This is a genomic window from Pseudomonas sp. Pseusp18 (assembly GCF_059506005.1).
The window spans coordinates 464958-477963 of the sequence record NZ_CP169240.1 but is presented as its reverse complement, the minus strand read 5'-3'; the positions used below and the strand labels follow the sequence as shown (position 1 = coordinate 477963).

Sequence of the window (13006 nt, the reverse complement as noted above, 5' to 3'; positions counted from 1 at the left end):
TTGTGTTTTACATCAACGACTTATTAAGCGAACGGGTGACGCAGAACGATAGTTTCGTTGCGGTCCGGGCCCGTCGAAATAATGTCGATCGGCGCGCCGACCAACTCTTCGATGCGCTTGATGTAGTTGCGCGCAGCCTGAGGCAGCTCTTCCAGGGTCTTGGCACCCAGAGTCGATTCGCTCCAGCCCGGCATCTGCTCGTACACCGGCTCCAGGCCGATGTAGCTGTCGGCGTCGGTCGGTGCGTCGATCACTGCACCATCTTCGTTCTTGTAGCCTACGCAGATGTTGATGGTTTCCAGGCCGTCCAGCACGTCCAGCTTGGTCAGGCACAGGCCCGAGATGCTGTTCACATCGATAGCGCGACGCAGGATCACGGCATCGAACCAGCCGCAACGACGGGCACGGCCAGTGGTGGCGCCGAACTCGTGGCCACGCTTGGCCAGGAACGCACCAACGTCGTCGAACAGCTCAGTCGGGAACGGACCGGAGCCGACGCGCGTGGTGTAAGCCTTGGTGATGCCGAGGATGTAGTCCAGGAACATCGGACCAACACCCGAACCGGTGGCGATGCCGCCAGCGGTGGTGTTGGAGCTGGTGACGTACGGGTAGGTGCCGTGGTCGATGTCCAGCAGGGAGCCCTGGGCGCCTTCGAACATGATGTCCTTGCCGGCACGACGCAGGTTGTGCAGCTCTGCGGTGACGTCGAGCATCATCGGCTTGAGCAGCTCGGCGTATTCCATGCACTCGTCGAGTGTCTTCTGGAAGTCGATCGCTGGCTCTTTGTAGTAATTGACCAGTACGAAGTTGTGGTAATCCAGCAACTCGCCCAGCTTGGCGGCGAAACGCTCACGATGGAACAGATCACCGATGCGCAGACCGCGACGGGCAACCTTGTCTTCGTAAGCCGGGCCGATGCCGCGACCGGTGGTGCCGATCTTCAGCTCGCCACGGGCCTTTTCACGGGCCTGGTCCAGCGCTACGTGGTAGGACAGGATCAGCGGGCAGGACGGGCTGATACGCAGGCGCTCGCGCACCGGTACGCCTTTCTCTTCCAGCTTGTTGATTTCCCGCAGCAGGGCGTCGGGTGCAACCACCACGCCGTTACCGATCAGGCACTGCACGCCTTCGCGCAGCACGCCAGACGGGATCAGGTGCAAGACGGTTTTTTCGCCGTCGATCACCAGAGTGTGACCAGCGTTGTGGCCACCTTGGTAGCGCACTACGGCGGCAGCATGTTCGGTCAGCAGATCAACGATCTTGCCTTTGCCCTCATCACCCCATTGGGTGCCCAGGACTACGACATTCTTACCCATAACACTTGTCCTCATTCGCGCAAACTTGGTGCCGGCGGCGGCCGGCAGGAAAACTCAAGAAGCCAGTGGCGATACTTGCCAAAGCCCGTTCTGCTGAATCAATTGCCGGTCGCAGTCCGCTTCACGGGCGGCGGCCAAAGGTTGCCCAGGCAATGCCTGAACGACACGCTGACCCTCACTGCGCAACTGGCAAACCTGCTGCCAGAGTGCTGCATCCGTACTGTCAGGCATCCAGATACCGCCAGACGGTAGCTCGATCTCAGCACGCCCCAGGGTCACCAGGGTTTTCAAATCGGTGGAGAAGCCTGTCGCCGGACGGGCGCGACCGAAGTCGGCACCGATATCGTCGTAACGACCGCCCTGAGCGATGGACTGGCCAACACCTGGCACGAACACGGCGAACACCACACCGGTGTGGTAGTGGTAGCCGCGCAATTCGCCCAGGTCGAAGTACAGCGGTAACTCCGGGAAACGCGTGGACAGACGCTCGGCAATCGCCAGCAAATCGTCCAGGGCCGCCAGAACAGGCGCCGGCGCATTGGCCAGACGCTCGCGGGCAGCGCTCAACACTTCACGACCGCCACACAGGTCGACCAGCGCTCGCAGCATGCCCGACAGATCGGCAGGCAGGCCTTCGGTCAAGGTAATGACCTCGTCGATGGCTTTACGTTGCAATGCATCGAACAACTGTTGCTCGACTTCGCCGGACAAACCGGCGGCGCGGGCCAGGCCGCGGTAGATGCCGACATGCCCGAGGTCCATGTGCACATCCGGCACATCGGCCAGTTGCAGCATGGCCAGCATCAGGCTGATGACTTCCACGTCGCTGCTCGGGCTGGCATCGCCGTACAACTCGGCGCCCAGTTGAATCGGGCTGCGCGAGGACGACAACGCACGTGGCTGAGCATGCAGCACGCTACCGGCATAGCACAGACGGCTCGGGCCTTCGCGACGCAGGGTGTGCGCATCGATGCGCGCCACTTGCGGCGTGATGTCGGCACGGAAACCCATCTGCCGGCCCGACTGCGGGTCGATGACCTTGAAGGTGCGCAGATCGAGGTCCTGGCCTGCGCCGGTCAGCAGGGATTCCAGGTACTCGATATGGGGAGTCACGACAAACTCGTAACCCCAGCTCTGGAACAGATCCAACACCTGGCGACGCGCAACTTCAATGCGCGCAGCCTCCGGTGGCAGTACTTCTTCGATGCCATCTGGCAGCAGCCAGCGGTCTACCGTTGCCATTACGCCATTCCCCTATGATCCGGGCAGCAAGCCTTTGGGCGAGCCTTGAGTGAAGCAGAAAATGATCGGCTCATGTGCATAAACCCCGCGCATGAACAACGTGGCGAAAAGCCTGGAACCGGCTTCGCCAACCACTTTCCTCGAAAAACCTGTCGAGTCATTCAACTCGGGCGCCTGCATCAAAACAGCAATCAAACGTGCAGACGCAAAAAAGCCGGGAATTTCCCGGCTGCCGCATCATACACACGTTTTCCCAAAGGATCACCCCGCCCGAGGCTTTAGCCGCCAGGCGGGGGATGATTCAGGTCAACGTCGTATCAAGGCTTGGCTTTTTCCAGGTAACGGAAGAAGTCACTGCTCGGGTCCAGGACCATGACGTCGGATTTGTTCGCGAAGCTTTCACGGTAGGCACGCAGGCTACGGTAGAACGCGTAGAACTCCTGATCCTGGCCGTATGCCTTGGAGTAGATCGCAGCAGCCTGGGCATCACCGTCACCGCGAACCTCTTCGGATTCACGATAGGCTTCAGCCAGCAGCACGCGGCGTTGACGGTCGGCGTCGGCACGGATGCCTTCGGCCAGCTCGTTACCCTTGGCGCGGTGCTCGCGAGCTTCACGCTCACGCTCGGTGCTCATACGCTCGAACACGCTGCGGTTCACTTCCTTCGGCAGGTCGATGGCTTTGACCCGGACATCGACAACTTCAATGCCCAGCTCTTTTTCCGCCATCTTGTTCAGCGAAGCGGTGATGTCCGCCATCAGCGCATCACGCTCACCGGACACCACTTCGTGCAGGGTGCGTTTACCGAACTGGTCACGCAGGCCCGATTCCAGACGACGGGAAAGACGCTCGTCGGCAATCTGCTTGAGGCCGGAAGTCGCGGTGTAGAAGCGCTCGGCATCTTTCACGCGCCACTTGGCGTAGGCATCGACCATCACGGCTTTCTTTTCCAGCGTCAGGAAACGCTGTGTCGGTGCATCCAGCGTCATCAGGCGCGCGTCGAATATGCGCACCTTGTTAACGTAAGGCACTTTCACATGCAGGCCTGGCTGAACATCGGCCTGGACCACGCGACCGAACTGCAGCAACACCGCACGCTCGGTCTGAGCCACGATGTAGAAGCAGTTCCAGGCAACGATCGCCACGACGACGCCGACAATAAGGGCGATCAGCGATTTATTGCTCATCAGCGACTCTCCCTGGTACGTGCCTGCTGTTGCTGCAGATCAGCTGCCGCACGCACATTCACTTCATTGCTGCTGGCTGCTGCGCCGGTCACCGGAGTGCTGGTGCGGCGACCATCCTCGACCATCTTGTCCAGCGGCAGATACAGCAGATTGCTCTGGCCATTCTTGTTGCCGGTCACGAGAACCTTGCTGGTGTTGCTGAAGATTTCCTGCATGGTGTCCAGGTACAGACGCTGACGGGTAACTTCAGGCGCCTTGCGGTACTCGGCCACCAGCTTGGTGAAGCGGTCGGCCTCACCCTTGGCGCGGGAAACGGTCTCGTCGCGGTAACCGTTGGCATCCTCGAGGATGCGCTGGGCCTGACCACGGGCTTCCGGCACGACGCCGTTGGCGTAGGTTTCAGCCTGGTTACGCGAACGCTGCTCGTCTTCACGGGCGCGGATCACGTCATCGAAGGCTTCCTGGACTTCACGCGGTGCAGCAGCGCTCTGTACGTTGACCTGAGTGACGGTGATACCGGTGCGATAGGTATCGAGGAAACGTTGCAGACGTTCCTTGATTTCGCTGGCCATCAATTCACGACCTTCGGTCAGCACCTGGTCCATGGCGGTAGAACCCACCACGTGGCGCAAGGCACTGTCGGTCGCGTGCTGCAGGCTGATTTCCGGCTGATCGACGTTCAGCACGAAGTCCTGCAGGTTGCTGATCTTGTACTGCACGGTCAGCGGCACTTCGACGATGTTTTCGTCTTCAGTCAGCATTTGACCCTGCTTGGTATAGGCACGCTCACGCGTGACGTTTTCCAGGTACTTGCGATCGATCGGCGGGAAATAGATGTTCAGGCCCGGGCCGACGGTTTCATAGTATTTGCCGAAGCGCAGCACCACGGCCTGCTCCTGCTCGTCGACCACGTAGACAGCGCTGTACAGCCACACGGCCGCGAGCACGGTCAGACCGATGCCGAGCAGGCCACCAAAGCCGCCACTCTTGCCCGGACCACCGCCCTCGTCACCGCGTTTCTTGCCACCACCGAACAACCCGTTCAGGCTTTCCTGCAGCTTTCGGAAGGCCTCGTCGAGATCCGGTGGTCCCTTGCGGTCGCCGTTATTGCGGCGCTTGCCACCCCAAGGATCCTGATTATTCGAGTTGCCACCCGGCTCATTCCAAGCCATAGCGCTCTCCATCTGATAAAGCAAAGACGCACCCACGGCGCGCCGACCAATGCTACAGAATGCCTGTCACCGCGGCACAACCGCTTTCTCAGGCTTTTATTGCAAAGTGTGTTGCTCGATGAATTCCATCGGTTGCAGACCTTCGCGGCTCACGAGTCGATTCAATTCGATCCGTGGCAAGCGAACGGCCAGCAGGCTGATGCCTTCTTCGTCGTGTTCTTCTTTTTGCACCGCACCGAGTTCGAAAAACTGCGCACGCAGTCGAGCAAAACGTTGCGGCAAGCGCAAGGTGCCAACAAACAAATCGCTGCCCAACAGTTCCGCCACTGCCTGCTTGAGCAAATCCAGGCCGGTACCGTCCTTGGCCGACAACCAGACCCGCTGCGGCTTGCCATCGGCATCGCGCTGGATCTGCGGCTCAACCCCCTCGAGCAAATCGAGTTTGTTGTATACCTCAAGGATCGGCAAGTCTTGTGCCCCGATCTCCCCGAGCACCACCATGACCTGTTCGATCTGGGCCATACGATCAGGCTCGTGCGCATCGATCACGTGCAGCAGCAGGTCGGAGTTGCTCGACTCTTCGAGCGTAGCTCGAAATGCCTCGACCAGTTTGTGCGGCAGGTGACGAATGAAGCCCACGGTGTCGGCCAGCACGATCGGCCCGAGGTCATCGAGCTCGAGTCGGCGCAAGGTCGGGTCGAGGGTCGCGAATAGCTGGTTGGCGGCGAAGACGTCGGAATCGGTGACCGAGTTGAACAGCGTCGATTTGCCGGCGTTGGTATAACCCACCAGTGAAACCGTCGGAATGTCAGCACGTTTGCGCCCGCGACGAGACTGCTCGCGCTGGCTGCGGACCTTTTCCAGGCGCCCCTTGATCTGCCGCAGACGAATCCGCAACAGGCGCCGGTCGGTTTCCAGCTGGGTTTCACCCGGGCCGCGCAGACCGATACCGCCCTTCTGCCGCTCAAGGTGAGTCCAGCCGCGAACCAGTCGCGTACTCATGTACTCAAGCTGGGCCAGTTCGACCTGGAGCTTGCCTTCATGGGTGCGGGCGCGTTGAGCGAAGATATCGAGAATCAGACCCGTGCGATCGATCACGCGACACTCGAAAATACGTTCGAGGTTACGTTCCTGACTGGGCGTGAGGATGTGATTGAAAATCACCAGATCGACCTGCTCGGCTTTGACCAGGTCGCGTAACTCTTCGACCTTGCCGCTGCTGATCAGGGTTTTGGCGGTTGGCCGATGACGCGGCACGTTAAAAAACGCGACGGTCTCGGCACCTGCCGAAATTGCCAACTCCTGAAACTCCTGCGGATCTTCGCGCGCCTCAGGGTCCTGACCATCCAAGTGAACGAGAATTGCCCGCTCACCACCACCGTGGCGCTCAAAGAACAAAGGAGACTCCTATCAGGCGTTACCTGGCTCAGCGTCGCCTGCTTCGGATTCGGTTGCGCTAGGCAGACGAATTGGACGAACCGGCACCACTGTAGAGATAGCGTGTTTGTAAACCATCTGGCTGACGGTGTTTTTCAGCAGGATAACGAACTGGTCGAAAGACTCGATCGTGCCTTGCAGTTTGATCCCGTTGACCAGGTAGATGGAAACCCCCACTTTCTCTTTACGTAAAGTATTCAAGTAAGGGTCTTGTAGCGAATGCCCTTTTGACATGTGCCGCACTCCTTTAAGGATTCAATATAAAAAATAGGTAAACAGATGGCTTGGGGCCGTCACACCCCCAAGGATAGACGGCAATTGCAAGGACTCAGCTCAATATGGAGATGGTCCCGAGGTATTTCAAGGCGCGCGGCAGATTGTCGCAATCGAGGCTGTCCAACCAGTGTAAATCAGCCCAACTACGCAGCCAGGTGAACTGGCGCTTCGCCAATTGGCGCGTGGCAATGATTCCACGCTCCTGCATCTCGGCTTGCGTCAGCTTGCCATCCAGGTAATCCCAGACTTGTCGATAACCTACAGCACGTATAGACGGCAACCCGGAATGCAAGTCACCTCTATCTCGCAGGGCTACGACCTCGTCGACGAATCCCTGTTCCAACATATTTGTGAATCTTTGTTTAATGCGCTCGTGCAGTACCTGGCGATTTGCCGGAGCGATGGCCAAGTTCGCGACAGTATAGGGCAATTGTTGCAGTCCCGAAGCGGCTGCTTCAGTACTTTGCGCAGATTGTCGCAAGCGTAGCTCAGTCATGCTCTGACCGCTGACGCGATAAACTTCCAGTGCACGACTAAGGCGCTGCGGATCGTTCGGGTGAATTCGCGCCGCGGATTGCGGATCAATCACCGCCAATTGATCGTGCAGGGCTTGCCAGCCAAGGCGTGCAGCCTCTTCTTCGATTTGCGCACGAACGTCCGCATCGGCCGCCGGCATGTCAGCCAGACCTTCGAGCAAAGCCTTGTAATAGAGCATTGTGCCGCCCACCAGCAGCGGAATATTGCCCCGCGCGGTGATCTCGCTCATGGCTTGCAACGCATCGCGACGGAAATCCGCGGCGGAATAACTCTCGGCCGGATCGAGAATATCGATCAGGCGGTGCGGGAATTCGGCCAGAATCTCTTTGGAGGGTTTGGCGGTGCCGATGTCCATGCCGCGATAAACCAGCGCCGAATCGACACTGATCAGCTCGCAGGGCAGGACCTTGGTGAGTTCGATGGCCAGGTCGGTCTTGCCGGCGGCCGTCGGCCCCATCAGGAAAATCGCGGGAGGGAACTGGCTCATCAACGACCGCGCAAGAACAGTTTGTCCAGATCGTCCAGGCCCAGTTGGGTCCAGGTCGGTCGGCCATGGTTGCATTGACCGCTGCGCTCGGTGTTTTCCATGTCCCGCAGCAGGCCGTTCATTTCCGGCAAGGCCAGGCGCCGATTCGCGCGAATCGCGCCGTGGCAGGCCATGGTGCCGAGCAGTTCGTTCAGGTGCGCCTGAATCCGGTCGCTGGTGCCGTATTCCATCAAATCCGCCAGAACGTCGCTGACCAGTCGGTTAGCCTCGGCCTGTTTCAGCAAGGCGGGGATTTGCCGGATGGCCAGGGTTTCCGGGCCAAGACGCTGCAATTCAAAACCCAGACGCTGGAACCAGGCGACGTTTTCTTCGGCGCAGTCGGCTTCGCGCTGGCTGACCGCCAGGGATTCCGGCACCAGCAACGGCTGACCGCTCAACCCCTCACTGGCCATGGCGACTTTCAGGCGTTCGTACATGATCCGCTCATGGGCGGCATGCATGTCTACCAGCACCAGGCCTTGGGCGTTTTCCGAAAGAATGTAGATGCCCTTGAGCTGCGCCAGTGCGTAGCCCAGCGGCGGGATGTCGTCCTGCCCGGCCGGCAGCGCGACTGCGTTGGCCTCGGGCAACGGCGCGAAGAACTCGCGATAGGCCGCCTGGGCTTCAGCGACGGGCACGCCGGACTGAGGCCGCGGCGTGTATTGATACTGATAACCGGCACCGGCGCCAGTACCCGCCGAGGTATTGAAGGACGGCTGGGCCTGAGGCTGCTCCAGCAGCGCATTGGCCGCCAAACGCATCTCGCCTTGAGGGCCAAACTCGCCAGCTTCGATACCGGTCGGCCGGACCATGGCCGTCGCGACAGGCGCGGCCAACTGGTCTTCCGGCCGCACATCGCCCAAGGCGCGGTGCAAAGTGCCGTAAAGGAAGTCGTGAACCATGCGCCCGTCACGGAAACGCACTTCGTGTTTGGTAGGGTGCACGTTGACGTCGACGCCCGCCGGATCGACTTCGAAAAACAGCACGAATGTCGGGTGCCGACCGTTGAACAGCACGTCGCGATACGCCTGGCGCACTGCGTGGGCTACCAGTTTGTCGCGCACGGCACGGCCATTCACAAAGAAATACTGCAGATCCGCCTGGCTGCGGTTGAAGGTCGGCAACCCGACCCAACCCCACAAATGCAGGCCATTGCGTTCGATTTCGATCGGCAGCGCCTGCTCCAGAAAGCCCGCCCCACAGATCGCCGCCACACGCCGGGCGCGGGCCGCGTCATCATGGGCTTCGTGCAGGCTGAGGATGGTTTTGCCGTTGTGACGCAGATGGAACGCCACATCGAACCGCGCCAGCGCCAGACGCTTGATCACTTCTTGCAGGTGATCGAATTCGGTTTTTTCGGTCTTCAGAAACTTGCGGCGCGCCGGGGTATTGAAGAACAAATCGCGCACTTCCACCGAAGTGCCCACCGGATGAGCCGCTGGTTGCACGCGAGGAGCCATGTCCCGGCCTTCGGTTTCCACCTGCCAGGCCTGATCGGCATCGCGAGTGCGGGAGGTCAGGGTCAGGCGCGCCACGGAACTGATAGATGCCAGCGCCTCACCACGAAACCCCAGGCTCATAACCTGTTCGAGGTCTTCCAGGTTGCGAATCTTGCTGGTGGCGTGACGGGCCAGGGCCAAAGGCAGGTCATCGGCGGAAATGCCGCTGCCATCGTCGCGCACCCGCAGCAGCTTGACACCGCCCTGCTCCACATCGACATCGATGCGTTTGGCGCCGGAGTCGAGGCTGTTTTCCAGCAACTCCTTGATCACCGAGGCCGGGCGCTCAACCACTTCACCGGCGGCAATCTGGTTCGCCAGCCGTGGGCTGAGTAGCTCGATACGCGCCGTGTTGGTCAGCACCTGGTTCATTCTTTGGCCGCCAGTTCAGTGCCTGGAATGGTCAACGTCTGACCAATCTTCAGCTCGTCACTTTGCAAGTTGTTGGCACTGCGCAAGGTGGCCGCAGACACCTGATAACGCACGGCGATCATCGCCAGGGTTTCACCGGGGCTGACGCGATGGTCACGCGGGCCTTGGGCGATCTTGCCGGAATCGCGCAGCCAGGCAATGTAGGTGCCCGGCGGCGGGTTTTGCTGGAAGAATTGCCGCACGCCGCTGCTGATGGAGCGCGCCAGCGCCTGCTGGTGGCTCGATGCCGCGAGTTTCGAGGCTTCGTTGGCGTTGGAGATGAACCCGGTTTCCACCAGGATCGACGGGATGTCCGGCGACTTCAACACCATGAACCCGGCTTGCTCCACGCGCTGTTTGTGCAGCGGCGTGACGCGACCGATGTTGCTCAAGACTTTCTGGCCAACGTTCAGGCTGGAAGTCAGCGAAGCGGTCATCGACAGGTCGAGCAGCACGCCGGCAAGCATCCGGTCCTTGTCGTCGAGGCTGACGTTGCCGGCACCGCCGATCAAGTCGGAACGGTTTTCGCTGTCGGCCAGCCAACGGGCGGTCTCCGACGTAGCGCCGCGGTCAGACAGGGCAAACACCGACGCACCGAACGCAGCGGCTGAAGGCGCGGCGTCGGCGTGGATCGAAACGAACAGGTCGGCGCCCTTCTTGCGGGCGATTTCGGTACGGCCGCGCAACGGAATGAAGTAGTCGCCGGTACGGGTCAGTTCGGCGCGGAAACCTTTCATGCCATTGACCTGACGCTGCAACTCACGGGCGATGGCCAGCACCACGTCTTTTTCACGCTGACCGCGAGAGCCCGAGGCGCCCGGGTCTTCGCCGCCGTGACCGGCATCGATCACCACGATAATGTCGCGCTTGCCAGCCGGTGCGGGTGGCAGCTTGATCGAAGGCTCGGACGGCGTGACGGGTACGGCGGGTACCGTGGCCACAGACGGTGTTGGCGCAGGCGGTGGCGCGGCGTCGGCCGCGTTGTCGAACAGGTCGACTACCAGGCGATTGCCGTACTGGGCGTTCGGCGCCAAGGTGAAGCTTTTCGGCGTGACGGCTTTTTTCAGGTCGATGACCACCCGCAAATCGGTCGGCGTACGCTGAGCCGAACGCATTGCCGTGATCGGCGTATTGGCCGTGGAGACGTTCAGCGGCGAGCCGAGCGTCGCGCCATTGATGTCGATTACCAGCCGATCCGGTGCGGTCAGGGTAAAGACGCTGTGCTGGACAGGCCCCGTCAGGTCGAACACCAGTCGAGTGTTATCCGGCGCCCGCCAAAGGCGAACACTGTTGACCTTCGTCTCGGCCACAGCGTCGACGGTCACCGCCAAAAACAACACCCCTACGGCAGCAACCAACGCGCGAAAGCGCATACCTAACCCCATCATTTATTTGGATTCCAATGCCAAAACGGCACACCACGACTCGCCACGCGAGCCTTGGGGCAAAATTCTCAGCGAACGCCCGCTGTCTTGCGGGCTAATGGTAATGGTCAGGTCGGGCTTTGGCAAAAAGCCTGCACCCTTCTGGGGCCATTCAATAAGACACAATGCGTCGTCATCGAAATAGTCGCGGATGCCGAGGTACTCCAGCTCCTCGGGGTCGACCAATCGATATAAGTCGAAATGGAAGGCGCGGACGGCGCCGATCTCGTAAGGCTCGACCAGGGTAAAGGTTGGACTTTTTACCGCGCCGGTATGCCCCAGGCCACGGATGATGCCCCGGGACAGCGTGGTTTTCCCCGCGCCCAGATCCCCTTCAAGAAAGATCAGACCGTGCCCTTCGGTGGTTTTGGCGATACGTGCGCCAAAATCGCTCATGGCCTGTTCATCGGCCAGGTACAGGGTTACTTCAGACACGGTGCTTGCTCCTCCAACAACTGACGAATGGCTGGAATCAGATCACTGGCCGCCAGCCCGCGGCCGAATTTACCTTGTTGCTCGCCGGCATTGGCGTGCAGCCAGACCGCCAGGCAGGCCGCGTCATACGCGTCCAGGCCCTGAGCGAGTAAGGCGCCCACCAGACCGGCCAGCACATCACCCAACCCGGCCGACGCCATGGCCGGATGGCCCTGATGACACAGCGCCAGACGCCCATCGGGGCTGGCAATCAGACTGCCAGCGCCCTTGAGCACTACCACCGCTGTATATTTTTTGCTCAACGCATGGGCCGCGGCCGGGCGGTCAGCCTGCACGGCGGCTGTCGATATCCCCAGCAATCGTGCCGCTTCGCCCGGATGCGGCGTGATGACACTACCTGCGGGCAAGCTCACGCCACCTTCGGCCAACAGGTTCAATGCATCGGCATCCCAGACTTGTGGCTGCGACGCGTTGGCCGCGGCCGACAACAGACTGCGCCCCCAGGCGGCCTGCCCCAGACCCGGGCCGACCACCAGCACCGTGGCCTTCTCCAGCAGGCCCATCAATTGATTGGCCGACGACGTGCCGAGCACCATGGCTTCCGGCAAACGCGCCAGGGCGGCCGGAACGTGCTCACTGCGCGTGGCCACGGACACCATGCCGGCACCGCTGCGCAGGGCACTTTGTGCGCTAAGCAGGATGGCGCCGCCAAAACCGCGATCACCACCAACGAGCAATACGTGACCAAATTTGCCTTTGTGGGCAGTTGGAGCGCGGCCGGTCAGACGCGGCACATTACCGGCCGTCAGGCGACGCGCACTGATCTCGGCCCCAATAAATGTCTCGGGGGCGACGTGCAGATCGTTGAATACCAAATCGCCCACCACATCCGCCGCGTCACCGGTAAACAGCCCCACCTTCAAACCGATGAACGTCACCGTCAGGTCTGCTCGAACCGCAATGCCGAGCTGGCGCCCCGTATCGGCGCACAGCCCCGAGGGGATATCCACCGCCGCAACCGGGAGCCCACTGGCATTGATCGCGGCGATGACGCTGGCGAACGGCTCGCGTACTTCACCGGTCAGGCCGGTGCCGAGCAAGGCATCCAGCACAATGCCGCGCAACTCGGAGTGCGGGGTCCAGCCTTGAATGGCCACGCCTTCGGCCACCGCCTCGGCATGGGCCGACGCGGCATCGCCCTGCAAACGCCCGGGGTCGCCGGCGGCCAGCACCCGCACATGCCAGCCGGCACGTCGGGCCAGCACGGCCACCAGATAACCGTCGCCCGCGTTATTGCCGTGGCCGGCCACCACACTCAGTTCGTGCCCGGTCGGCCAATGGCGGACCAGCGCACGCCAGGTCGCCCGCGCCGCACGCTGCATCAATTCGAAGCCCGGTGTACCGGCCGCGATCACGCTCGCATCGAGCCCTCGGACTTGCGCGGCGCTATACAGCGCGTCGGGTAATTCATCTTTAGTGTGCGGCATGCGTCTTCAGGCTCCGATGTCTGGCAGAATTATACGCATCTCAGCTCCGGTTTCTCT

General features: G+C 61.0%; 11 protein-coding genes. All 11 read right to left on the bottom strand.

The genetic code is table 11. The annotated features are described in order from the left end of the window. Positions 1–23 precede the first annotated feature (23 nt). Positions 24–1316 carry an adenylosuccinate synthase gene (locus tag ACEN9A_RS02025; RefSeq protein ID WP_018928499.1) on the bottom strand — a complete coding sequence of 431 codons (1293 nt, stop codon included), beginning with the start codon at positions 1314–1316 and terminating at the stop codon, positions 24–26. A gap of 54 nt (positions 1317–1370) precedes the next feature. Further along, a complete protein-coding gene (locus ACEN9A_RS02020; protein WP_007939588.1) occupies positions 1371–2558 on the bottom strand; it encodes an ATP phosphoribosyltransferase regulatory subunit in 1188 nt (395 codons plus the stop codon). A gap of 317 nt (positions 2559–2875) precedes the next feature. After that, positions 2876–3745: a protease modulator HflC gene (gene hflC / locus ACEN9A_RS02015; RefSeq protein ID WP_007939589.1), complete on the bottom strand. Its 870-nt coding sequence runs from the start codon at positions 3743–3745 to the stop codon at positions 2876–2878. Next, a complete protein-coding gene (gene hflK / locus ACEN9A_RS02010; protein ID WP_019582202.1) occupies positions 3745–4917 on the bottom strand; it encodes an FtsH protease activity modulator HflK in 1173 nt (390 codons plus the stop codon). Before hflK ends, hflC begins: the two co-directional genes overlap by 1 nt. 96 nt (positions 4918–5013) lie before the next feature. Continuing rightward, positions 5014–6315: a ribosome rescue GTPase HflX gene (gene hflX / locus ACEN9A_RS02005; RefSeq protein ID WP_253417031.1), complete on the bottom strand. Its 1302-nt coding sequence runs from the start codon at positions 6313–6315 to the stop codon at positions 5014–5016. Positions 6316–6327: 12 nt separating this feature from the next. Next, positions 6328–6588 carry an RNA chaperone Hfq gene (hfq, locus tag ACEN9A_RS02000; RefSeq protein ID WP_007902656.1) on the bottom strand — a complete coding sequence of 87 codons (261 nt, stop codon included), beginning with the start codon at positions 6586–6588 and terminating at the stop codon, positions 6328–6330. 94 nt (positions 6589–6682) lie between these two features. Further along, the gene (miaA, locus tag ACEN9A_RS01995) at positions 6683–7654 is read right to left on the bottom strand and encodes a tRNA (adenosine(37)-N6)-dimethylallyltransferase MiaA (protein WP_019582201.1); all 972 of its coding nucleotides are present in this window, start codon (positions 7652–7654) and stop codon (positions 6683–6685) included. Continuing rightward, positions 7654–9564 (bottom strand): DNA mismatch repair endonuclease MutL, encoded by a 1911-nt coding sequence (gene mutL / locus ACEN9A_RS01990; protein WP_408981102.1) that lies wholly within the window; start codon positions 9562–9564, stop codon positions 7654–7656. Before mutL ends, miaA begins: the two co-directional genes overlap by 1 nt. Next, the gene (locus ACEN9A_RS01985) at positions 9561–10991 is read right to left on the bottom strand and encodes an N-acetylmuramoyl-L-alanine amidase (RefSeq protein ID WP_019582199.1); all 1431 of its coding nucleotides are present in this window, start codon (positions 10989–10991) and stop codon (positions 9561–9563) included. The genes mutL and ACEN9A_RS01985 overlap by 4 nt, the downstream gene beginning before the upstream one ends. Continuing rightward, positions 10992–11462: a tRNA (adenosine(37)-N6)-threonylcarbamoyltransferase complex ATPase subunit type 1 TsaE gene (gene tsaE / locus ACEN9A_RS01980; protein WP_258672193.1), complete on the bottom strand. Its 471-nt coding sequence runs from the start codon at positions 11460–11462 to the stop codon at positions 10992–10994. Beyond that, positions 11450–12949, bottom strand: a complete 1500-nt coding sequence (locus ACEN9A_RS01975) for an NAD(P)H-hydrate dehydratase (RefSeq protein WP_258672192.1) — start codon at positions 12947–12949, stop codon at positions 11450–11452. Before ACEN9A_RS01975 ends, tsaE begins: the two co-directional genes overlap by 13 nt. Positions 12950–13006: the final 57 nt, after the last annotated feature.

Coding starts and splice junctions, on each gene's coding strand:
- ACEN9A_RS02025 (WP_018928499.1), bottom strand. CDS start 1,316: ATGGGTAAGAATGTCGTAGTCCTGGGCACCCAATGGGGTGATGAGGGC.
- ACEN9A_RS02020 (WP_007939588.1), bottom strand. CDS start 2,558: ATGGCAACGGTAGACCGCTGGCTGCTGCCAGATGGCATCGAAGAAGTA.
- hflC (WP_007939589.1), bottom strand. CDS start 3,745: ATGAGCAATAAATCGCTGATCGCCCTTATTGTCGGCGTCGTCGTGGCG.
- hflK (WP_019582202.1), bottom strand. CDS start 4,917: ATGGCTTGGAATGAGCCGGGTGGCAACTCGAATAATCAGGATCCTTGG.
- hfq (WP_007902656.1), bottom strand. CDS start 6,588: ATGTCAAAAGGGCATTCGCTACAAGACCCTTACTTGAATACTTTACGT.
- miaA (WP_019582201.1), bottom strand. CDS start 7,654: ATGAGCCAGTTCCCTCCCGCGATTTTCCTGATGGGGCCGACGGCCGCC.
- mutL (WP_408981102.1), bottom strand. CDS start 9,564: ATGAACCAGGTGCTGACCAACACGGCGCGTATCGAGCTACTCAGCCCA.
- ACEN9A_RS01985 (WP_019582199.1), bottom strand. CDS start 10,991: ATGATGGGGTTAGGTATGCGCTTTCGCGCGTTGGTTGCTGCCGTAGGG.
- ACEN9A_RS01975 (WP_258672192.1), bottom strand. CDS start 12,949: ATGCCGCACACTAAAGATGAATTACCCGACGCGCTGTATAGCGCCGCG.